Raw genomic sequence first — 23,337 nt, 5'->3', positions numbered from 1 at the left:
ATGGCATGTGATAATTGTAAAAATAACGGGATCCGGACAAAAGAGGCGATGACAGCCCGGGTAGATGCGATCATCGACCGGATCGGTACGTCACGACGGGATATTATACCACTATTGCAGGCTTTGCAGGATGAGTTTAGTTACCTGCCTTCAGATGCATTATTGCGTGTATATGAACGGACGGAGATCGATCGTGCCCAGTTGATAAGCGTCTCTACCTTCTATTCCCAGTTTCGCCATGTCCCTTATGGGAAACATATCATTAAGGTTTGTACCGGTACGGCTTGCCATGTAAAGGGTGCGAATAATGTATATGACGCTTTCCGTCGGGAATTGAAGATGGAAGAGGATCGTATAACGACAGCCGATCAGGAATATTCGATAGAAAAGATCGCGTGTTTAGGATGTTGCGCCTTGGCTCCGGTCGTGCAGATCGACGAGAAGATTTACGGGCATGTACAACCGGGTAGGGTCAATGAGGTGCTCGATGAGTTCCGGATATATAACCAAGAACATGAGCGGGAAGAGGAAGGAAATGCTACTCGTCAGATCGTGGGGGAGATCCGTTTAGGGATGGAGAACTGCTGTCAGGCAAGTGGGACATCAGAGATTTATCAGGCGGTTATCAAGGCCTCCGATGAGTTGGGGATCGAGGTCAATATCAAGCCGGTATCTTGTGTTGGAGCCTGCAACCAAGTGCCTTTGATCGATGTAGCTCATCCGGATGGTTCTATCGAACGTTATCCGAACGTAAGGCCGGAGGAGATCAAAGAAATCTTATTACACCATTTCCAACCGGCAAGCCGTTTGAGGCGTTTAAAGAATTCGATCTTGAATCATATAGACATGTTTCATACGGATACGACTTGGGATAATATTCTCTGGAAATCAGAACAGGAACGGACTGGTGCGATCAACACGTTCTTGTCTGGACAAAAACGGGTCTCTACGGAAGGATATGGACTGATGTCGCCGTTGGATATTGATGAGTATATCGCACGAGGAGGTTTTGAGGCATTGAAAAAGGCGATTACGTCGAAAAGTCGTCAAGAGATTATCGATACGATTTTACGGAGTGGTCTTCGTGGACGGGGCGGCGGCGGTTTCTTGACCGGTCGTAAATGGGAACTCGTGGCGGCTTCGGATCAGCCTAAAAAATACGTGATCTGTAATGGAGACGAAGGTGATCCGGGTGCGTTTATGGATCGTATACTTCTGGAATCTTATCCATTAAGGGTTATAGAGGGTATGATTATAGCCGGATATGCCGTAGGTGCGAAGGAAGGAATATTCTATATCCGTGCGGAATATCCGCAAGCTGTTATCCGTACCCGGAAAGCGATAGAGTTGTGTCGGGAGAGAAATTGGGTGGGAGATCATATCTTTGGAAGTGACTTTTCTTTTGAGATTTCGATATTTGAGGGAGCGGGCGCTTTTGTCTGTGGAGAGGAAACCGCTTTGATCGCCTCCATTGAAGGGGAGCGAGGTTTTCCGCGGCAACGGCCGCCCTATCCGGCCGTGGAGGGATTGAACAAGCGTCCTACCTTGATCAATAATGTAGAAACCTTGAGCCAAGTTTCGTATATAGTCAATCATGGGGCTGATGAATATCGGAAGATCGGTACTGAGAATAGCAAGGGTACGAAAGTATTCGCCTTGGCGGGTAAGGTTCGTCATGGTGGTTTGATAGAGGTGCCGATGGGGACGACCTTGAACCAAATCATCGAGGATATAGGCGGTGGTGTGGAAGGCGGCGAGAAATTGAGGGCCGTACAGATCGGTGGCCCTTCGGGTGGTTGTATCCCCGCTCATCTATGTGACGCGAAGGTGGATTTTGACGCACTTACCCAAATGGGAGCGATTATGGGTTCCGGGGGAATGGTCGTATTGAGCGAGAGCAATTGTATGGTGGATGTGGCTCGTTATTTCTTGGCGTTTACTTGTAATGAGTCTTGCGGGAAATGTACATTCTGCCGTGTCGGCATTCGTAGGATGTTGGATATACTGGATAAATTATGTACCGGGAAAGCGGAGATGGCGGATATTGATAAGCTGGAGGAGTTGGCCTTGAGCGTGAAGAAAGCGGCTCTTTGCGGATTGGGGAAGACGGCGCCGAATCCCGTGTTGGCTACCTTGAAATATTTTAGGGAAGAATATGAGGAACATGTAAGGGGCATTTGCCGCACCGGTACTTGCAAGGATATGGTGCGACTGATGATCACGGATGACTGCGTGGGATGTACGAAGTGCTCCAAAGCTTGTCCTTCGGATGCGATCCCTTATACCCCGTATGAGAAACATTCGATAGATATAGAGAAATGTGTTTTGTGTGGTTTATGTATAGATGAATGTAGTTTTGACGCTATACGGAAGGTCTCTTTAAAATCTTAAGGCTATGGTGATAACAATCAATAATAAAGAAATAGAGGTATTGGAGGGAGAAACCTTGATTGAGGTAGCTCGCCGGGCAGGTTTTCGGGTCCCTTCCATGTGCTATGCGAAAGAAGCAAAGCATAAATCGTCTTGTATGGTATGTGTCGTGAGGAATAGTGTCTCCGGGCAAATGATCCCTTCCTGCTCCACGTATCCGGTGGAAGGGATGCGTATAGAGACGGATAGCGAGGAGGTATCTCGGCTTCGTGCGTTATCATTGGAACTTTTGTTAAGTGATCATCGGGCTGATTGCGAGGCTCCGTGTACCTTGGTTTGTACTCAAGGCTTGGATGTGGAACGTATGTTGTATTTATATGATGCGGGACGTTATGGGGAAGCCCGTTCGTTGTTGGCGGCTGTATTCCCCTTGCCTGCGGTAGGTTGTGATACCTGTAAGGCTCCTTGCGAGAAAGCTTGCCGTAGGGGTACGGTCGATAAGGCCGTTGAGATCCGCGCCATAATCAAAGAATTGGCCGGGAGGGTAGACTTACCTGTCGGGGATGATTATCATGTGGTGGATAAACGTGATAAGAATGTGTTTATTTCCCGCTTGGGGCGTTTTACCATGAAGGAAAAAGAGTGGTTAAAAGAGACTACGTCCGCTCCTTCCGGTTGCTTGCATTGCGCCTGTGGAGGGAAAGCGGATTGCAAGTTACGCCTATACGCTACAGAGGCTGGTATCAAACGTCCCCGGTATGAGGTTTCTTCCATGTTACCGGTAAAGGAGAAGATACATGTGAAAGGCCGGATGTGGTTTGAACCGGCTAAGTGTATCCGTTGCGGCTTATGTGTTTACAATAGTGAGAATGGTTTTACCTTTAAGAACAGGGGATTTGGCATGCAGGTCGTAATTCCCGAGGAGAGTAAGACGAATGTAAAGGAGGAACTGGCCGGACTTTGTCCTACAGGAGCTTTGTATTTAGTAGACTAAGAAAAATCTGGAATTATGAAATGGGTGAGCTTATTTATGTGCATGGTCGGTCTATTGGTTGGCTGTGAGGGAAATGAGGATACGGTGGACGATGGGAATAGCCTGAACTGGTCGTTGTTCCGGGGAGATGCCTCTTTGAGTGGATATACGGACCGGTCTTTACCGAAGAAACCTTCCTTATTGTGGAGCTATAAAAGTGGCGTACGTACGGTTTCTTCTCCAATCGTCCATCTAGGAACTACTTACTGGTGTGACAAGAAAGGTCATATATGGGGGATTGACCTAAAAGGGGAGCCTGTTTTCGGATATGACTTGGACACGCCCGTAGAGGCTATCCCGATGGTTTATGATTCAGTATTATATATAGGTAGGTTAGATGGTTGGATGAGCGCTATTTCCTTGGAATCCAGAGATACGCTTTGGAATTTCGAGACGATGGGACAAATCTCCGCCTCGCCGAACCGGGTTGGTTTTGAGGGGCGGAAGGCGATCGTGTTCGGTAGTTATGATAATTATCTTTATTGCGTGGACGAGCGCACCGGGCAGGAGATTAACCGGTTTGAGTCCGGCTATTATCTGAATGGGGCTGTGGCCTTGTGGAAAAAGCACGTTTTGTTTGGCGGGTGCGACTCTTGGATACGGGTCATTAATTGTAAGACGGGTTTGCAGACGGATTCATTGTTGATGGATTCCTATGTACCTGCTTCGCCTGCTATTATGGGGGATTATGTATATGTGGGGGATTATGCCGGAAATATTTATGAGTTATATCTGGAAGGAGGAAAGATCGTCCGGCAACGGAAGATTTTGGCGGCCACGGATGAGGGAGGTTCATTCGTATCCGTTCCCGCCATCACGGATAACAGGCTGTTTGTCTTGTCTAATGACCGTTATTTGTATTCGATCGATCGTATTGACGGGACGATAAAATGGAAGTATATGTTGAAAGGAAAGGTTGGAGAGAGTTCTCCGGTTGTTTGTTTCGATAAGGTGATTGTTTGTACGAAGACGGGTATTGTCTCGATTCTGGATACGGAGAGTGGGGATTTGAAATGGGAGTACGATACGGGAGAGCAGATCGTCGGTTCGCCGGCTGTTATAAAAGATCATTTCTTTATTCTTACCGCGAAAGGTACGCTTTTTTGTTTTGGGAAAGGACGGTAGACAAATCATAGAGGAATATGGCATTAATTAGATTATCAAATATAGAGAAGAGTTTTCAAGATGGGGAAGACCGTGAGAACAACGTGCTCCGCGGAATAAATATGGAGGTGGAGAAGGGAGAGTTTATCGCGATCGAAGGACCTTCCGGTTCCGGAAAAACCACTTTATTGTCGATCTTAGGAACGATACTCCGGCCGGATAGCGGAATTTATTTGCTGGATGGTATGGAGATGACGACTGATGGCATCGATCTTGCTACGATACGTAATAGTCGAATAGGCTTTGTCTTCCAAGATCATCGTCTGATGCCGCAATATACAGTCCTTGAGAATATCCTTTTACCGGCTTTGGCGACAGCTTCCCGATGTACACGAGAGGAAATAGAATATGCTCATCAACTGATGGAGTTGACGCATATATCTAAATTGGCGGGGCAATATCCGCATACGTTATCCGGAGGTGAGGCGAGCCGGGTAGCAGTTTGCCGTGCCTTGATCCGGAAGCCTTTGTTAGTATTGGCTGATGAACCTACGGGACAATTGGATAAGGAGAACGCCCGGAATATAGCCTCGCTGTTTTCCGAGATCAACCTGCGTATGCGAACGACGATCGTGATGGTGACACATTCGGATGAGACCTCGTCTTTCGCTCACCGGATACTTAAGCTTAATGGAGGGATCTTAGAGTGAATATAAGGTGGCTTTTGCATAGGAATATACGGTATTTCGCCCGTTACTACCGGTTGGTGGCGATGGCGGTGGTAATCACTGTTGCCGTAATTGTGGGCAGTTTGGTCGTAGGCGATTCGGTTCGCATGACATTGGTGAGACGGGTTACGGAGCGTTTGGGAAATACTGAGACCATTATCTTTTCCCGGAGTTCTTTTATTTCCGATTCGATTTTGTCTGTTTCTTTATTGGGAGAGTCCGCTAGGGGTGTTTTGTTGACCGATGGCTTTATATCCCGGAATGGTAAGCTGGTTCCTGTATTTGTGTGGGGTGTCGATGATCTTTCGTTATCGGAAGGTTCGGCCAAAATCAACCCGGCTTTGTCGGAGGAACTCGGATTGGAGGCTTCGGAAGATATAGTGCTACGTTTACCGGCGACAGGCCTGGTGCCTTCCGGCTCTCTTTTCGTGACCAAGAATTATACGGTTGGTTTGCGCCTGTCCTATGAGGGGCTTGTCCCGGTGGATAGTGGGGGTAACATAAACCTAAAGAATGAGCAGGTGCTTCCCTTTAATGTTTTCGTGCGCCGGAGTGATTTAGCGGAGGCATTGAATGTAGAGGGAAAGATTAACTTGGTATTGACAGATAGACAGATTTCTTCTACGGATTTAGGCGATATATGGAATCAAGAGTTGTCCGGCTTGGTGGTACGGCGGAAAGCGGATTTCACGGAGATAACCTCCGGGCGGGTATTCTTGCAGGAGAAGGTCGTGGAGACGATCTGTCAGGATAACTTAGCGTCTGATCGGCTATTTTCCTATTTAGTCAATTCCATTGAGCGAGAAGGAAATTCAATTCCTTATTCGTTCATAACCGCTATGGATAGATATAAAGGGCATATCCTTCGGAAAGATGAGATACTGCTTTCCGATTATGCCGCTAATCGCTTGGGGGCACGGGTGGGTGATACTATTCGGGTAAGCTATTATAAATCGGAAGGATTGAAGAGACTGGATACGGATGCCCGTCAATTTAAGGTAGGACGGGTCGTTCCTTTGTCTGAATGGGTGTCTGATGGCTCCTTAAGCGCTGATTTCCCGGGACTTTCCAACGTGGAGAGATGTACGGATTGGGATAGTGACCTGCCGATTCAAATGGACTTGATTACCGATGAGGATGAGCGGTATTGGGATTTGTTTCGTAGTACCCCGAAAGCGATCATAGCCTATGATGCCGTAGTCGGGGATTGGGGGAACGCCTATGGAAGCGCGACGGCGATCCGGATTCCAAATGCGAGGCCTGATTTGACGGGACTTAGACCGGAGATGTTTGGTATCCAACTGATTCATCCCCGGGAAGCTGGAATCTATGCCGCCCGGAACGGGGTGGATTTTGCGGGATTATTTCTTGCCTTGGGATTCTTTATTATTGTCTCCGCCGTGTTGCTGATGTTGAATCCCTTATCGGAGATGTTTTACCGACGGCGTCATGAGATCGCTTTACTGAGATCGATGGGCTATACCCGGAAACGTATCAAAGGTATGTTATGGATGGAATCTGTCCCGGTCGTAGGGGGAGCTTCCGTGGTAGGAGTCGTTATGGGGCTATTATATACGAGGCTTATCATGTGGCTTTTAGGGGGAGTGTGGCAAGGGGCTACGCAAACGGATGGCTTTGGGGTTTATCCGGGTACATGGACGCTTATCGCCGGTACATTGGTTAGTGTCGGACTCTCCTTGGGGCTTCTTCGATGGGCGATTATACGGGCATTACGAGAAGAAAGCCATAAGGTTTATTCGTCTGGATCTTCTTTGCGGAAGAAAAGGCTCGGAATGATCGTGTCGGGTATGATGACGGTAGCTATGATCGGCGTGAATGTATGGGTTTTACATTCAGTGCCTCTTTTCATGGTTATCGGTGCCGCATGGATCGTGACGGCGGCATTATGGGGTGACTATCGGGTTGCGAAGAACGGTTCGGTGCATCCTTCTTTGTTCAATCGAAGCCAATTGATTTGGGCTACTATATATGCGAACAGGAAACAATCCTTATTATCTTTTTTCGCTCTCTCTATCGGGGTCTTTATCGTGTTTTCGGTCGGTTTGAACCGGAAAGGATTTGCGGATAGCTCACAGATACGCATTGGGACGGGAGGATACAGTCTTTGGTGTGAAAGCAGTGTTCCTGTTTATTACGATTTGTCTACGTCCTCAGGCAAAGCGAAGTTATCTCTTTCCGATTTGCCGGAGGATACGGAAGTTCTGCAATGCTTGCGCTATAACGCGGATGATGCCAGTTGCCTAAACTTGAATAAGGTAACGACCCCTACGGTATTAGGGATAAATATGAAAGCGTTGTCAAATAGCGATTTCCAGATCGAGCAAACGATTTATGGGGAAGACCGGGAAGTCGTTTTCGAACGAGTGCGAGAACGTACAAATTCCGTATATCCGGCTTTGGTGGATGCTACGGTATTGACTTGGGGTATCGGCATGAACTTGGGAGATACGCTTTATTATAAGAATGATCAAGGACTACCGATCGCAATACGGTTGGTAGGTACCCTATCCAACTCCGTGTTCCAAGGAAATATATTGGTGGATCAAGCGCTGTTCTCTGAGATCTGGACGGAAACGACCGGTAGCGAGGTGTTCTTGCTAAAAACAGGAGAATCCGAGAGGGAGGAGGTGAAAAACCTTATTTCCCAAGCTTTGAGTGAATATGGCGTACGGGTGATGACCACGAATGATCGTCTGAGACAGTTCAATACGGTAACGGATACGTATCTCACAATCTTCATGACCTTAGGAGGTCTGGGATTGTTATTGGGAATCTTGAGCTTTATCATCGTGATCCGTAAGAACCTAGCGATGCGAAGGGATGAGATTCGCCTGTATCGTGTGCTAGGTTTCACGGACGGGCAGATCGGACGGATTTTCTATAAGGAGAATATCCTCGTCCCGTTATATGCGATCTTGACCGGAGTGATCGGGGCTTTGATAAGCGTGAGTGCTAATTTCTCGAATGCGGGAACCGGAGCTTGGTCGCTGGCCTTGGGTTTCATGTTATTCTTTACCGGATGTGTGATGATTTTTGTCCGCAGGTTGGTAAAGCGGGAAATCGGGAGTTCCAAACTTTAAATAGATAGAGGCTTATGAAGATATTGTTTATAGTTCCGGGTTCGGGAGATTCTTTTTATTGCGGGAACTGCTTCCGGGATAACCTTCAGGCGTCGGCTCTTCGGAAAGCCGGTCACGAGGTGATCGTGATGCCTCTTTATCTACCTTTGAGACACCGCTCGTTCCAAGCGGATACTCCTTTGTTTTTCCCTGCCACGACATTCTATACGGCACAAAAATTCTTTGGTAAACGGAAAATGCCGGATTGGTTAAAAAGGATTACTGGTTCGGATACCTTATTAAATGTAGCTTCTTCCTTGTCCGGTTCCACTTCGGCGGAAGGATTGGAAGAAATGACGTTAGCGATGATTACCGGCAAGGATGCCGCTTTCTTGGATATGGTGGATCAGTTGATCTGCTGGGTGAAAGATCGGGAGAAGCCGGATATCATTCATTTATCGAGCACCTTGTTGATTGGTATCGCCAAAGAGATCAAGCGGTATTTGGATACGCCTATCGTATGTTCCGTACAAGATGAGGAGGTATGGATTGATAATTTGGACGAGCGTTGTATTCCGGAGGCTTGGCGGGGAATAGAGGAGAATTCCCGCTATATAGATCGTTTCGTGACAACCAGCCATTTCTATAAGGAGATTCTTATTCGGCGGCTTCCCGGATTGCGGGATATCGAGGTGATTTATCCGGGAGTAGACTGGGATAAATATAGATCGTTCGATTATCCGGAAGATCCGGTTATCGGCTTTTTTTACCGGATGAATGAGGAGAACGGTTTGGATCTGCTGGCGGAAGCTTTCGTTAAGCTGAAGAAAAAGGATACGGTACCGAATCTCCGTTTGAGGATCGGAGGAGGCTATACGGGAAAGGATAAGCCTTTTCTCCGAAAAATAAGGAAGATTCTCGATCCTTATCAAGATTATGTGGTGATAGATGAAGGGTACAGAATGGAAGAACACGCCCGGTTCTATCGGGAGATTAGTGTCCTGTCGGTCCCATTGAGGTTTGAGGAAGGAGTCGGACTTTATCTGTGTGAGGCTTTTGCCGCCGGGCGGCCTGCGGTGGAGCCCGCTACCGGGTCTTTCCCGGAGATTGTGGATAAAGCCGGCATTCTTTACGAATGGAATGATAGCGATTGCCTTGCTACCGCTTTGGAGACTTTACTGACGGATAAGGTCTTGCTGAGGCAGTGCCGTGAGAATGCGCTTCTACTGTCTTCTTCCCGGTATAATGACTGGGTTTTGGGGGAGAGATTATCAAATATGTATCAATGTCTAATTTAATTCGATAAAAAATGAAAACATTAAAGCTAATAAAACTTCTTTGCGCCTCTGTCTGTATGGCCTTTGTCGCCACCGGGGTTTTGTATGCTCAATCTCCTTATGGTTGGAGAGGACCGGAGCGGGATGGCGTTTATTTTGAGAATGGCTTGTTGAAAGAGTGGCCTTCGGAAGGACCTGAGTTATTATGGGAAACCATGGAGTTGGGTAAGGGATATTCCAGCCCCGTGATCGTGGATGGCCGTTTGTACATAACGGGTATGGATGAGGAAGGGACGCAGGAGATTTTCTTCGCCTATTCCTTGGACGGGAAGAAATTGTACCAAACCGCTTATGGTGTACCTTGGACGGATACCTACCCGGAGACCCGTACCACGCCTACGATCGAGAACGGGAAGGCTTATGTCATCAGCGGATCGGGCGAGATCGTCTGCTTGGATACGGCAGACGGCAAGATCGTCTGGAAAGTGGACGGAGGCAAGAAGTTCGAGCGTATGACCGGAAAATGGGGCACGTCCGAGTGTCCGCTGGTCTTCGATAACAAGGTTATTTATACGCCGGGTGGAAATCAGACGACAATGGTGGCCTTGGACGCGGAGACGGGAGAGACCGTATGGAAAAGCGAGCCTTTGGGTGAGCACAGTTCGTATACTTCTCCGCTCTTGGTAATGAATAACGGTAAAATAAAGATCGTGGGCGTGACCGGAAAGAGCGTGTTTGGGGTGAATCCGGAAACAGGCAAGATCGAGTGGACTTTCCGTGACTGGGGACGGTCTCCGGAAGATATGGCGAAAGGATTTGAATCGATCGCCCCCAATACCCCGCTTTATGATAACGGGCGCCTTTTCGTCTGTAACGGTTATAACATGGGTTCTTTTATGCTCCGCTTGAACGTAGATGCTACGAAAGCGGATCTGGTATGGAGGAACGACGATCTCGATACGCATCACGGCGGTTTTGTGTTGGTGGATGGCGTGATTTATGGCTCTAATTGGATCAATAACGGTTCCGGGAACTGGGTGGCCGTGGATTGGAACACGGGCGAGACTAAATTTGACACGCCTTGGCCGGGGGGTAAGGGAAAAGGCTCTATCATCGCTGCGGACGATATGCTTTATTGTTATGACGAGCGCCGTGGAACGGTAGGCTTGATTCGCCCTAACCCCGAAAAGTTCGACGTAGTGAGTGAGTTCCGGATCACGAAGGGAGTAGGCCCGCATTGGGCGCATCCTGTTATCCATGAGGGAGTGCTTTATATACGTCATGGGAACGCGTTGATGGCTTTCAAAATTAAATGACAAAATATCACCTAAAAAAAGAATGAGTATGATTACAGTACAAAAGATGAGATTGTATGGTCTGGGGATCGCTTTCGCATGTTTCGCGTGGGTAGGAGCGACCGCCCAGACGCCGTACGGATGGAGGGGACCGGAGCGAAGCGGTACTTATCCGGAAACGGGTTTGCTGAAAGAATGGCCCGCCGGAGGCCCTAAGTTGTTATGGGAAACGATGGATGCCGGCAAGGGATACTCCAGTCCGGTGATCGTAGGCGATCGCCTGTATCTCACGGGAATGAACGAGGATGAGACCCAAGAGATCTTTTCCGCTTATACCTTGGACGGGAAGAAAGTGTATGAGGTGGCCTATAGCGCGCCTTGGGGCGATACCTATCCGGAGACACGCACCACGCCGGCTATCGATGGAGACAAGGCTTATGTGATCAGCGGTTCCGGTGAGATCGTTTGCTTGGATATCAAGGATGGCAAGATCGTCTGGAAAGTGGACGGTGGCAATATCTATGGACGGAAGACTGGCAACTGGGGAACCTCCGAGTGTCCTTTGGTATATGATGATAAGGTGATTTATACGCCTGCGGGCGACCAGACGACGATGGTCGCTCTTAACAAGGACACGGGGGAATTGATCTGGAAGACCGAATCGTTTGGCGATACGGGCGCTTATGTCTCTCCGATATTGATATCCTATAAAGGGAAACGCCAGATTATCGGCTCTACGGCGAAGCATGTGATTGGCGTGAACCCGGATAACGGGACGGTGGAATGGTCGTTTGCTGATTGGGGACCTAAAGAGGGCAAATGGGCCAACATCGCCCCGAACACCCCGTTGTATAAGGATGGGAAGATCTTTTTCTGCCATGGATATAACATCAATGGCGTTATGCTTCAATTGAGCGATGACTTGAAGAGTGTCTCCGTTGTTTGGCGCACCGATGTGCTGGATACGCACCATGGCGGCTATGTAGAGGTGAACGGCACGATCTATGGCTCCAACTGGATCAATAACAACCAAGGGAATTGGTGCGCAATCGATTGGAATACGGGTGCTAAAGGCTATGAGACCACATGGACGGGCGGCAAGGGTAAAGGCTCTATCATCGCCGCCGATGGCATGCTGTATTGCTATGACGAGCGTAGGGGGGCTGTAGCTTTGGTGAATCCCGATCCCGCGAAGTTCGATATTGTCAGCGAGTTCCGTATCACGAAGGGCGTGGGGCCGCATTGGGCGCACCCGGTTATCGTGAATGGCGTGCTATATATCCGTCATGGGTTCGCCTTGATGGCGTATAAGGTAAAATGAAAGAATGTATTAGGGCTTTCTTCTTGATGTGTTGATCTTCTAACGGCTGGTGCATGATCGTCCACCAGCCGTTGGATGATCATGCACCAACTGTTGGACGATCTTCTAACAGCCGTTGGATGATCGATGAGACAAGACAAAAACGTTAAACTCCCTAGAGGAAACGACTAAGGTTTCTCTATATTTTAGCGAGCGCTTGCTCCAGATCCGCGATCAGGTCGTCTATATGTTCTGTCCCGACGGAAAGGCGAATCGTGCCCGGATAGATTTCTTGTTCCGTCAGTTCCTCGGCGTTGAGTTGCGAATGGGTGGTGCTAGCCGGATGGATAACCAGCGATTTCACGTCCGCTACGTTCGCCAGCAGGGAGAATATCTCCAGATTATCGATAAAGCGGTGCGCTTCCTCTTGCCCGCCCCGTATCTCGAACGTGAAGATCGATCCTGCTCCGTTCGGGAAATATCGCTGGTAAAGATCGTAGTTCGGATGATCGGCTAGCGCCGGATGGTTTACCTTCTTTACTTTCGGGTGGTTCTTCAGGAATCCCACAACCTTAAGAGCATTGGCCACGTGGCGTTCCACACGCAAGGAAAGTGTCTCTAGGCCTTGCAGTAATATAAACGTGTTGAACGGACTGATTGCCGCTCCTGTATCGCGTAACAATACGGCACGGATGCGGATGGCGTAAGCGGCGGGGCCGGCGGCATCTACGAAGCGTATGCCGTGATAGCTAGGGTCTGGCTCGGTCAGTTGAGGGAACTTGCCGGAAGCTGCCCAGTCGAACTTGCCGGAATCTACGATAACTCCCCCTAATGAGGTTCCATGCCCACCGATAAACTTCGTGGCCGAATGGACCACTATATCCGCTCCATGCTCGATCGGGCGGATCAGGTAAGGCGTTCCGAAGGTATTATCTATGATCAATGGGATGTGATGCTTATGCGCTATGGCTGCAACCGCTTCTATATCGATGATATTCGAGTTCGGATTGCCTAAGGTCTCTATAAAGACCGCTTTGGTATTTCCTTGGATCGCATTCTCGAAGTTCGAGAGATCGTGCGGGTCTACGAACGTGGTCGTCACGCCATACGCCGGCAGTGTATGCGCCAGCAGATTATAGCTACCTCCGTAAATCGTCTTGGCGGCTACGATATGATCACCCGCACGTGTGATGTTCTCGAAAGCGTATGTGATGGCCGCTGCCCCGGATGCTACCGCTAACGCGGCTACGCCTCCTTCGAGGGCGGCAATGCGTTGCTCGAAGACGCTTTGCGTGGGATTCGTCAGCCGTCCGTAGATATTTCCCGGATCTTGCAGGCCGAAACGAGCGGCGGCATGGGCCGAGTTATGGAATACGTAGGAGGTCGTTTGGTAGATGGGTACCGCACGGGCATCTGTTGTTGGATCGGCTTGCTCTTGTCCGACATGAAGTTGTAAAGTCTCGAAATGCAAATTCTTTGTTTCCATTGTGATCTTATGCTTTAATTGTTTGTTTGTCCTTGAATTATTTTCCAGCAAAAGTATATGATGGGGATATATCGAACAATATCTTTTGAAAATATGGAAAATAAATCTATTTTTGTGATCTTGATAAGAATGTAACGATTGTAAGGAAGATAAAAAGAACCTTGTAACAGAATATTTATCTATGGACTCTTTGGATAAGACAGATTTACAGATCCTCCGTATCTTGCAGGATAATTCCCGGCTGACAACCAAAGAACTTGCCGCCCGGGTAAGCCTATCGTCGACTCCCGTGTTTGAGCGGCTTAAACGATTGGAGAGCAATGGTTATATAAAAAAATACATAGCCGTACTGGATGCGGAGAAGCTGAATCAAGGTTTCGTCGTGTTTTGTAGCGTGAGACTGACCCGGCTGAACAAGGATATCGCGTCGGAATTTACCCGGATCATCCAAGATATCCCGGAGGTCACGGAGTGCTATAACATATCCGGCGACTATGACTATCTGCTCAAGATACACGCTCCCAATATGAAGCACTATCAAGAATTTATCTTGAACGTGCTGGGAACGATCGATAGCTTGGGCTCGCTGAGAAGCACTTTCGTGATGGATGAGGTCAAACACGAGTATGGCATCCATATCTGATGGGATGATCCGGCAGATAAGTCTTCGTATGTTGTTAAAGATTCCTTGCGAAGATTGTTTTTCCGGTAATATGTCCGTACTTTGTACAACAAATGAATATTAAGAGATAAATGGAAGATAAAAAGAATGATTATACCCTTAAAGAGGAGCAGATCGCTCGTTTCGCTAAGGCGTTAGGACATCCGGCTAGGGTCGCTATCCTGCATTTTCTGGCAAAGCGGGAGGCCTGTTATTTTGGGGCGATACATGAGGAATTGCCGATAGCGAAGGCTACCGTTTCCCAGCATCTGAAGGAGTTGAAAGATGCCGGCTTGATACAAGGAGAGATAGAGACTCCCAAGGTGAAGTATTGTATCAACCGGGTAAACTGGGAGATCGCCCGGCAGTTGTTCGCGAATTTCTTTGCGGATTGCGTGAAAAAGAAGGAGACGTGCTGCGATGATTGAATGAGGTATGTCTTATGTGTTATTGTTCGTGTTATTGCGAATTAATGACCGTTTAACAATACTGGGAAGACCGTTATTTGTCTAGAATTATATAATAAAATCAAGTACTATATCTATTGACTATGAATTAGTTGTTCGTTGTTTTACGATCATAAAACCTCTCTTGTGTATTTCGTGATTATACCCGTTATTTTCGTTTTAAGGAGCATTAAGGTTTCTTGCTTCTACAGGTCTTTTATATTTGCGTTACTTATTTTTTAAACCACGATTATCTAACGAAAAAATAAGATACCAGATGAAAGCATTTGTAGGAGAACTGATTGGAACTTTTGTTTTGACGCTATTTGGCTGCGGATCTGTAGCCGTAGCGGTATTGTTCGGAGAGTATGGAAGCATATTCCAGATCGCGTTGGTTTGGGGGATTGGCGTTACGCTCGCTATTTACTTAACCCGGCATTTATCATGCGCGCATTTGAATCCGGCCGTTACAGTGGCCATGGTGCTGAGTAAACGGATGAAAGCCGATAAACTGCTTTCTTACCTATTGGCCCAGTTTGCGGGGGCGTTTCTCGCCGGAGCCGTATTGTATGGATTATTAGCGCCTACAATTTCCGCTTATGAGCTGGCGCATGGCATCGTGCGCGGTACGGAGGCCTCGATCGATACAGCTCGTATGTTCGGTGAGTTCTATCCGAATCCCGGCGATAGTATGGCGGTTGTCTCGATGCCTTTGGCGATGGTTGCCGAGGGGTTCGGCACGTTCTTGCTGGTGATGTTTATCTTCGCCTTGACGGAAGGTTGTAACGTGGGACGGCCGAGCGATACGATGGCTCCGGTGTTTATCGGGCTGTCGGTCTCTTCCATCATTTGCTTGATCGCTCCATTGACACAGGCGGGGCTGAATCCTGCCCGCGACTTTGGTCCTCGTTTGGTCTCTTGGCTGGCGGGCTGGGGTGAGGTGGCTTTCCCGGATGCTTGTTGCGGAGGTTTCTTCTTTGTCTATATTCTGGCCCCTATCTTGGGAGGGGCGGTAGCGGCTTATGCGCTAACCTATGTGATAGAGCCGCTGATCAAGCAGGGAGACGGTTCGTGTGAGTGCGAGAAATAGTAATCATTATAATAAACGAAACGGATATGAAACAAACGAGATTGATCTTAGTGGGAGGTTTTTTGGGAGCGGGAAAAACAACACTGTTATGGGAAACTGCCGTGCGATTGATGAATAAAGGGCTGCGTGTAGGTTTGATTACGAACGACCAAGCTCCGGAACTTGTGGACAGCGAGTTGCTGAAGTTGTCGGATCTGCGGGTTGCCGAGGTAAGTGGCAGTTGTTTCTGCTGTAATTTTAACGGATTCACGGATGCGATCAAGGAGATTCGTGCCGAAGCCTCGGCCGACGTGATTATCGCTGAGCCGGTGGGTAGTTGCACGGATTTGTCGGCTACGATCATGCAACCTTTGAAGCAATATTGGAATACGGAGTTGAAGATTTCCCCGCTGACGGTCTTGGCGGACCCGAATCGCTTGGTTTCTATCTTGAATGGGGGGAATGGGGGGTTGCATCCGGATGCCGCTTATATTTATAAGAAACAATTGGAGGAAAGCGATATCATCTTGCTGAGTAAGTCGGATGTGTTGAAACGGGAAGAGACCGCGGTCTTGAGACAACGTTTATCGGACGCGTTTCCGGGTGCGACGGTTTTATCGGCGAGTGCCCAGACCGGTGAGGGCATGGACAAATGGATCGAGGCCGTGATGAGCCGCCAAGATGCGGGCAAGCGCTTATTGGAGATAGATTATGATACCTACGCCCACGGCGAGGCTGTGTTGGGCTGGTTGAACGGGACGCTTCAGTTGCATGGCGTGAGTGATGATTGGGATGATTTCCTGAAAACGCTGATGAAGGGTTTTGCCGTTAAGTTCGATGAGGCGGGTTGCGCCGTAGGACATGTGAAAGTGATCGCGGAGAATGGTAAGCGTTTCGCCGTGGGCAACCTGACCGGGAAACAGGATACCTTATCGTTGAGAGGCTCTGCCGGAGCGGGGGAAGATCTGAAGTTGATCATTAATGCCCGGGTTGAGACTACACCTGAGTTATTGGATCAGATGGTCCGGGAGGTGTTGATCGGTATGATAGACGGTAAGTATGAGGAAGAGGTCGTGGCTTGGCGTTTCTTGCAGCCCGGTCGTCCCAACCCGACCCATCGTTATGAGCGAGTTCCGTCGTATCTGCGATCAGATCAATGATGATTTCTTCAAGTTGTATACATCTATGGAGGAACGAAAATAGAATGGAAGGTTTATTCTGACAAGTGTTTATTGGAAATAGGGGTGAGTGTTAATTGTCTGTTTAATATATATTATAAATGAAAGCGATAGAAAAGATTAAGGCTGGAAATATTGATTTATCGGAAGATGAGATCATAGAGTTGTTACGTATAAATAATTTTAGTAGCGAATATTATGATTTGCTAGCGGCCTCGAACGCCTTATCTCGGCGGAAGTTCGGGAACCGGGGATATGTGTTTACGCAAATAGGGATTAATGCGGAGCCTTGTCCGATTAATTGTAACTTTTGCTCTATGGCCGCTACCCATTATTCATTGAACGATAAATGGAAGAAATCGGTGGAGGATATATGTCAGGAAGTGCAATTTCTGCAAAAGTCTTATTTTGATGACTTTTTCATGATGACAACAGCCAACTATCCGATAGAGGAATTTATCTCTGTGGGGCGGTCTGTGAGGGGACTATTAAGAAAGGATCAAAAAATGGTGGCTAATATCGGTGATTTTGGTTTGGATACTGCCTTGAAATTGAAAGAGGTCGGTTTCACTGGTGTCTATCATATCAACCGTTTGCGAGAGGGTGAGGATACGATGGCGAAAACGGAAGACCGGGAGGCGACTATGCGAGCGATTAAAGAGGCTGGCCTGGAGCTTTATTATTGTATAGAACCCATAGGCCCGGAACATTCTTATGAGGAGCTGGCAGTAGAGATCCTAAGAGCCAAGGATTTGAAAATAGATGTAATGGCCGCTATGCGTCGGATTCCGGTGAAAGGAACTCCTCTTTATGAGAAAGGGCAAATTTCAGACTTGGAGCTGACGAAAATTGTCGCTGTATCCAATCTGGCAGTCAACCCATCTCGATCGATGAATGTACATGAACCCATCAAATTAGCTATGCTGGCAGGCGTGAACCAATTGTATGCTGAAGTCGGGGCAAATCCTCGTGACACAGAAAGCCATACGGAACAAAATCGGGGATTTAATCCGGAGGGAGCATGGAGTTTATTGAGGGAGTTTGGATACGTCTCATCTGCTTATTGACTCCCGGAGAAGCGTAAATAAGTTGCAGGCATCCTATTTTTGTCTTTTGTTAGGGTTTCCTTCCAAATATTTGTATATATTTGTGGCTATACAGTATAAAAATGGGAGGTGTAAAACCATGGACGATACAAAGGACACAAAAGATATAAAAGAAACGGGCGAGGCTGCGTCCGTTCTCTCTGCGGACGAACAGATGATACAAGATGGGTTCAATGCGTTGTTGAACGATTATTTGAAGTCAAACCACCGCCGTAAGGTCGAACGAATCACGAAAGCTTTTAATTTCGCTAATCAAGCGCACGCCGGAGTGAAACGGCGTTCCGGCGAACCTTATATAATGCATCCTATCGCCGTGGCTCGTATCGTGTGCCGGGAGATGGGTTTGGGCTCTACCTCTATTTGCTCTGCGCTATTGCATGATGTCGTGGAAGATACCGAGTATACGGTGGAGGATATCCGGGATATGTTCGGAGACAAGATCGCCCAGATCGTGGATGGCTTGACGAAGATATCCGGTGGCATTTTTGGGGAACAGGCCTCGGCTCAAGCCGAGAACTTCCGTAAGTTGCTGCTGACTATGAGTGACGATATACGGGTGATTCTAATCAAGATCGCAGACCGTCTTCATAATATGAGGACTTTGGGTTCCATGCTTCCCGCCAAGCAATTTAAGATCGCAGGTGAGACTCTTTATTTGTATGCTCCTCTGGCGCATCGTCTGGGTCTCTTCTCGATCAAGACGGAACTGGAGGATTTGAGTTTTAAATACGAGCATCCGCAAGAATACGATTTCATCAGCGCTAAGTTGAAAGCGACAGAAGAGAGCCGTAATAAATTATTCGAACGTTTCGCCGCCCCTGTGGACGAGAAGCTGAAATCGATGGGACTTCAGTATGAGATGCGTGCCCGTGTGAAATCGGTCTATTCCATTTGGAATAAGATGGAAAGCAAGGGTGTCGCTTTCGAGGATATTTATGATATTTATGCGGTCCGCATTATTTTTGACCCGCTTCCCGGTGTGGACGAGAAAAATCAATGTTGGGATATCTACTCGGCTATTACGGATATTTACCGGATTCGTCCCGACCGTATCCGTGATTGGGTGAGCCGTCCGAAAGCGAACGGTTATCAAGCGCTTCATCTGACCGTTATGGGACCGGATGGACAATGGGTAGAGATCCAGATCCGTAGCCGCCGTATGGATGATATCGCAGAGAAAGGCTTCGCTGCCCATTGGAAATACAAGGAATCCAACGTGGAGGAGGATACGGAATTGGATAAATGGATACAAACCATTACCGAGATATTGGAGAGTCCGGACCCGAATGCGCTGGATTTCTTGGATACGATCAAACTGAACTTATTTACTTCCGAGATATTTGTTTTCACTCCGAAAGGAGATATAAAGACATTGCCCCAAGGGGCTACCGCCTTGGATTTCGCTTATGCGCTTCACTCCGATATCGGTAATAAATGTATTGGTGCTAAGGTAAACCATCGTTTGGTGCCATTGAGTCATCCGCTGTCCAGTGGAGATCAGGTGGAGGTCTTGACTTCCCGTTCTCAGGAGCCGCAACCGGAGTGGTTGAACTTCGTGACTACCGCTAAGGCTCGTGCGAAGATCGATGCCGTATTAAAGCGTGTCCGTAAAGAGGTCGCTAAGTATGGAGAGATAAAAGTTCTTGATGCCTTCAAGCGTTCGGAGCTTGAGGCGAGTACATCCAATCTGGATAAATTAGGTATGTACTTTGGATTCTCGAAACGCGAGGAATTCTTTTATGCGGTAGAGAAGGGGGATGTGGTTTTGCCCGAGAATTTAAAGAAGCTGTTGAAGGAGAAGACGGATAATGTCTTGTTTAAGTATGTGAAACAGGCGTTGGGTGTCGCTTCCAAGAAGGTGAAACAACCCGAAGAGGAGGAAGCCAAGAAAGAGAAGCCTAAATATGATAAGAAAAAGCCTTATTTATTGAAAGAGGAGGCTTTTGAGCGTAATTATGTAATTGCCGAATGTTGTAAGCCGATTCCGGGAGATGACTCTTTAGGTTTTATCAATGACGATGGTAACGTAGTGGTTCATAAACGTTCCTGCCCGATCGCCATGCGCTTGAAAAGTAGCTTTGGCGAACGTATCTTGAATACGGTTTGGAGCAGCCATATGAACGCTTCTTTTGAGGCCACGCTAGAGGTGAAAGGTATAGACTCGATAGGCGTACTGAATACGATCACGAAAACGATTTCCGAGGATTTCAACGTGAACATCATGCGCTTGCTGATCGAGGCGAAAGACGGCGTGTTCGAAGGTAAGATAAAGATGAAAGTTCATGACGTAGAAGATATCCAGAAAATGTGCGTGACTTTGTCGAAGATACAGAATATTAAATCTGTCGGACGTGTAGCGGATTAAGTGTAGCGAAGTGCTTCGCTACACTTTTGTTTTATAAAAGCTTTATCAGCCGACAATCAAATAAGTTATATAAGCTATATAACAAGCGATCAATAGGATTCCCTCCGGCCTAGTGATGGTCCGTTTCTTGAAGAAAAGGCCAAAAATATAAAGCAATACGCATGAACCGATCATGACGCCCAAATCCAGATTGGTAATGCCTTGTATGTTCATCGGCGTGATTGTCGCGCTACAACCTAATACGAAGAATATATTGAAGAGGTTGGAACCGATAACATTTCCGATCGCCATCTCCGGGTTCTTCTTTAAGGCGGCCACGACGGAAGTCGCTAACTCAGGAAGAGAGGTTCCTCCGGCCACTAAAGTCAAACCGATAATAGATTCGCTGACACCCAGTCCACGGGCGATACCAGAAGCTCCATCCACGAAAAATTGTCCTCCGTAAATCAAACCAGCCAATCCACCAATGATGAATAAACTCGCTTTCCAAATGGGCATTATTTTAATCGTGCTCTCTCCATTTTCCTCTCCATTATGTGCGATCGCGAATGTATAGCCAAGGAAAATGGCGAAGAAGCATAATAGTAACATTCCATCGCTACTACTGATACTATTTTGCGATGCGCCGTTGATCAAAACGTCATTCGCGCAAATAAATAATACGATTGAGGCAAGCACGCAAAGAGGGATCTCTTTGCTCAACGTACCTTTCGTGACGCTGATCGGTACGATAGCGGCCGTACAGCCGACAATCATCAAGGCGTTAAATATATTGCTTCCTACTACATTACCAATAGCGATATCTGAGCTTCCTTTCAAGGCAGATACGACACTGACCGTTAATTCCGGTGCGGAAGTCCCAAACGCCACAATAGTTAGCCCGATTACTAAGCTGGAAATATTGAAGCGTTTGGCTACCGAGGCGGCACCATCCGTCAAGGCGTTAGCCCCAACTAAAATTAGTAGTAAACCGCCAATTAGTAATACGATATCCATTAGTCTTTAGAATGGCAAATCATCGATAGGATTGGCCGGTCCGAAATCAGGAGCGGATGAGGCTGGAGCCGTAGGAGCGGAAGCCGGAGCGAAATTATCCGGAGTTACTCCCATCGGAGCGGCTTGAGAAGCTGCCGCCATCGGACGGTCTACTTTCCATGCGTTGATACTGGTGAACCAGCGGCCTTGGTACTCACGGCTGTCAATGTCGAAAGAGACTGTCAATTCCTCGCCCGGCTGAATGGCCGCTTGAGCGATCTTATCCGCTCCGAATATCTGGAAGCATACTTTCTTGGGATATTGATCGTGTGTCTCTAATACGTACTCTTGTTTTTTCCATTCGTTTCCGGCTTTGCTGACACCGCCTACTTCCGGTAGGACTTGAATAATTTTTCCTGTAATTTCCATGTCTTGTATTTTATTTGCTTATGTTTTATTTAATTGGGGACGAAGGTACGGTTTTGTTCTGGTTTTATCAACAGAATAATCACACTTTCGGGGCAAAAGCATCAAATGCGTCTTTCATAGCTAACAGCTCTTCTTTGATCTGTTTCAGGCGGTTTACGATCTCTTCTTGCCGGATCGTCGTCTCTTTATTGTCCTTCAGTTTTTGCCGTGCGCCGGCCAAGGTCATCCCTCTCTCTTTAACCAGGTGGTAGATGAGGCGTACCGCGTCGATATCCTCCTGCTTATAAAAACGGGTACCTTTGCTCGTCTTCCTTGGATTGATGATATCGAACTCCTTCTCCCAAAAGCGAAGGGTGGACTCGTTCACGTCGAACATCTGCGCCACCTCGCTGATGGAAAAATAGAGTTTGAGATCTTTATTCTTTTTTAGACTCATACTGCTAATGAAGTTTAATCCATAACCTGACCATGATTCTCGGCAATCTGGATCATACGGTCATATTCCTCAGGTGAGAGATCCATGTAATAGTATTTAGATGGGTTATCATACTTCCCTCGTACGATTACCTCATAATGCAAGTGAGGGCCGGTAGATTTCCCGGTATTTCCAACCTCGCCAATCACCTCTCCACGAGTAACCTTTTGTCCGACACGTTTCTTGAACTTACTCATATGACCGTATAAAGTCTGATAGCCGTAGCCATGATCGATAATCAAACAATTTCCGTATCCCTGTTTCCAAGCGGCGAAAGTGACAACGCCATTACCTGTCGCATAGATCTCCGTTCCCACTTTAGCCGAGAAATCCATTCCAGAATGGAAACGAGGTGTACGGTAAATCGGGTCGATACGCACGCCATAGCCGGAAGCGGTACGACGCAGATCCTTATTGGAAATCGGCTGGATAGCCGGGATACATTTACTTCTCTCTTCTTGGTTCTTTCCTAGGGAGATCAGTTCTTCCAAGGAATTGGATTGGATATATAATTGCTTACGTAGCATATCCATCTTTTGGGTCGTGGAGACAACAAGCTCCGGATTGGACAGGCTCATCAAATGCTCGTAACGGTTTGTCCCTCCAAACCCGGCTTTCCGAACGGACTCGGGGATGGACTCGGCTTGGAAGATCGCCCGGTACAGATTCTCATCACGCTGTTGGATATCATCCAATACGTCCAACGCGTTATTTAAGCGAAGGGAAAGTACCTCGTATTGAGTTTGCAATAGGCGGTTCTCTTTACGTAACTGAGATTCCATCGGAGAGTCCACCAAATGCATCATGACGAAAAAAGTGGCTACGCCGAACGCTATTCCGGTGCTTAAATGGCGGAGAACGGTGAACAGCCGGTCTTTGCTAGATGGGTATACACGCTCATAATTGAGTGTATTCGGATTGTATAAATAGTATGTTTTGCGACTTTTAAAGAGTTTCATC

General features: G+C 47.6%; 19 protein-coding genes. 14 read left to right on the top strand and 5 right to left on the bottom strand.

The window, feature by feature from the left end:
* Genes ACESPU_RS11945 through ACESPU_RS11910 form a run of 8 tightly spaced genes read left to right on the top strand, consistent with a single transcriptional unit; the run spans position 1 to position 12,208 of the window.
* The gene (locus tag ACESPU_RS11945) at positions 1 to 2,391 is read left to right on the top strand and encodes an NAD(P)H-dependent oxidoreductase subunit E (protein ID WP_122144745.1); all 2,391 of its coding nucleotides are present in this window, start codon (positions 1 to 3) and stop codon (positions 2,389 to 2,391) included.
* Positions 2,392 to 2,395: 4 nt separating this feature from the next.
* The gene (locus ACESPU_RS11940; protein ID WP_122382565.1) at positions 2,396 to 3,364 is read left to right on the top strand and encodes a 2Fe-2S iron-sulfur cluster-binding protein; all 969 of its coding nucleotides are present in this window, start codon (positions 2,396 to 2,398) and stop codon (positions 3,362 to 3,364) included.
* Positions 3,365 to 3,379: 15 nt separating this feature from the next.
* Positions 3,380 to 4,528: a PQQ-binding-like beta-propeller repeat protein gene (locus ACESPU_RS11935; protein ID WP_373133381.1), complete on the top strand. Its 1,149-nt coding sequence runs from the start codon at positions 3,380 to 3,382 to the stop codon at positions 4,526 to 4,528.
* A gap of 17 nt (positions 4,529 to 4,545) precedes the next feature.
* Entirely contained in the window at positions 4,546 to 5,217 is a 672-nt protein-coding gene (locus ACESPU_RS11930) for an ABC transporter ATP-binding protein (RefSeq protein ID WP_122144747.1), read from the top strand.
* Positions 5,218 to 5,231: 14 nt separating this feature from the next.
* Positions 5,232 to 8,336, top strand: a complete 3,105-nt coding sequence (locus ACESPU_RS11925) for an FtsX-like permease family protein (protein WP_309431157.1) — start codon at positions 5,232 to 5,234, stop codon at positions 8,334 to 8,336.
* Between the two features lie 14 nt (positions 8,337 to 8,350).
* Positions 8,351 to 9,613, top strand: coding sequence for a glycosyltransferase family 4 protein (locus tag ACESPU_RS11920; RefSeq protein WP_122378455.1), 1,263 nt, complete (start codon positions 8,351 to 8,353; stop codon positions 9,611 to 9,613).
* An 11-nt stretch (positions 9,614 to 9,624) separates the two neighbouring features.
* Complete coding sequence (locus tag ACESPU_RS11915) at positions 9,625 to 10,908, top strand: PQQ-binding-like beta-propeller repeat protein (protein ID WP_158532566.1); 1,284 nt, start codon at positions 9,625 to 9,627, stop codon at positions 10,906 to 10,908.
* A gap of 28 nt (positions 10,909 to 10,936) precedes the next feature.
* Positions 10,937 to 12,208: a PQQ-binding-like beta-propeller repeat protein gene (locus tag ACESPU_RS11910; protein ID WP_005866869.1), complete on the top strand. Its 1,272-nt coding sequence runs from the start codon at positions 10,937 to 10,939 to the stop codon at positions 12,206 to 12,208.
* A gap of 178 nt (positions 12,209 to 12,386) precedes the next feature.
* On the opposite strand, the gene ACESPU_RS11905 is transcribed toward ACESPU_RS11910, so the two are convergent.
* On the bottom strand, positions 12,387 to 13,673 hold the full coding sequence (locus ACESPU_RS11905; protein ID WP_005866872.1) for an O-acetylhomoserine aminocarboxypropyltransferase/cysteine synthase family protein: 1,287 nt from the start codon (positions 13,671 to 13,673) through the stop codon (positions 12,387 to 12,389).
* Between the two features lie 181 nt (positions 13,674 to 13,854).
* On the opposite strand from ACESPU_RS11905, the gene ACESPU_RS11900 reads away from it, so the two are divergent.
* From ACESPU_RS11900 to ACESPU_RS11875, 6 genes are all read left to right on the top strand, one after another.
* Positions 13,855 to 14,316: an Lrp/AsnC family transcriptional regulator gene (locus ACESPU_RS11900; RefSeq protein ID WP_005866874.1), complete on the top strand. Its 462-nt coding sequence runs from the start codon at positions 13,855 to 13,857 to the stop codon at positions 14,314 to 14,316.
* A 110-nt stretch (positions 14,317 to 14,426) separates the two neighbouring features.
* Positions 14,427 to 14,762 (top strand): helix-turn-helix transcriptional regulator, encoded by a 336-nt coding sequence (locus tag ACESPU_RS11895; RefSeq protein ID WP_005866876.1) that lies wholly within the window; start codon positions 14,427 to 14,429, stop codon positions 14,760 to 14,762.
* Between the two features lie 295 nt (positions 14,763 to 15,057).
* Complete coding sequence (locus ACESPU_RS11890) at positions 15,058 to 15,870, top strand: MIP/aquaporin family protein (RefSeq protein ID WP_005866878.1); 813 nt, start codon at positions 15,058 to 15,060, stop codon at positions 15,868 to 15,870.
* Between the two features lie 26 nt (positions 15,871 to 15,896).
* A complete protein-coding gene (locus ACESPU_RS11885) occupies positions 15,897 to 17,009 on the top strand; it encodes a GTP-binding protein (RefSeq protein WP_122144752.1) in 1,113 nt (370 codons plus the stop codon).
* A gap of 119 nt (positions 17,010 to 17,128) precedes the next feature.
* Entirely contained in the window at positions 17,129 to 18,094 is a 966-nt protein-coding gene (locus ACESPU_RS11880) for a radical SAM protein (RefSeq protein ID WP_005866887.1), read from the top strand.
* A 118-nt stretch (positions 18,095 to 18,212) separates the two neighbouring features.
* A complete protein-coding gene (locus ACESPU_RS11875; RefSeq protein WP_005861271.1) occupies positions 18,213 to 20,498 on the top strand; it encodes a bifunctional (p)ppGpp synthetase/guanosine-3',5'-bis(diphosphate) 3'-pyrophosphohydrolase in 2,286 nt (761 codons plus the stop codon).
* Between the two features lie 45 nt (positions 20,499 to 20,543).
* Here ACESPU_RS11875 and ACESPU_RS11870 read toward each other — a convergent pair whose 3' ends face one another.
* The 4 genes from ACESPU_RS11870 to ACESPU_RS11855 all read right to left on the bottom strand — a co-directional run bounded on the left by ACESPU_RS11870 (position 20,544) and on the right by ACESPU_RS11855 (position 23,336).
* Positions 20,544 to 21,494: a calcium/sodium antiporter gene (locus ACESPU_RS11870; RefSeq protein ID WP_005866891.1), complete on the bottom strand. Its 951-nt coding sequence runs from the start codon at positions 21,492 to 21,494 to the stop codon at positions 20,544 to 20,546.
* Positions 21,495 to 21,500: 6 nt separating this feature from the next.
* On the bottom strand, positions 21,501 to 21,902 hold the full coding sequence (locus tag ACESPU_RS11865; RefSeq protein ID WP_005866893.1) for a DUF3127 domain-containing protein: 402 nt from the start codon (positions 21,900 to 21,902) through the stop codon (positions 21,501 to 21,503).
* Between the two features lie 79 nt (positions 21,903 to 21,981).
* Positions 21,982 to 22,338 (bottom strand): MerR family transcriptional regulator, encoded by a 357-nt coding sequence (locus ACESPU_RS11860; protein ID WP_005861277.1) that lies wholly within the window; start codon positions 22,336 to 22,338, stop codon positions 21,982 to 21,984.
* A 14-nt stretch (positions 22,339 to 22,352) separates the two neighbouring features.
* Positions 22,353 to 23,336 carry a M23 family metallopeptidase gene (locus tag ACESPU_RS11855; RefSeq protein ID WP_005861279.1) on the bottom strand — a complete coding sequence of 328 codons (984 nt, stop codon included), beginning with the start codon at positions 23,334 to 23,336 and terminating at the stop codon, positions 22,353 to 22,355.
* Between the last annotated feature and the right edge of the window lies 1 nt (position 23,337).

Origin of the sequence: Parabacteroides sp. 20_3 (assembly GCF_964238835.1) — a bacterium.
GTDB lineage: Bacteria > Bacteroidota > Bacteroidia > Bacteroidales > Tannerellaceae > Parabacteroides > Parabacteroides distasonis.
Note: the sequence above shows the minus strand (reverse complement) of the source record. Positions and strands in the feature narration are given on the sequence as shown.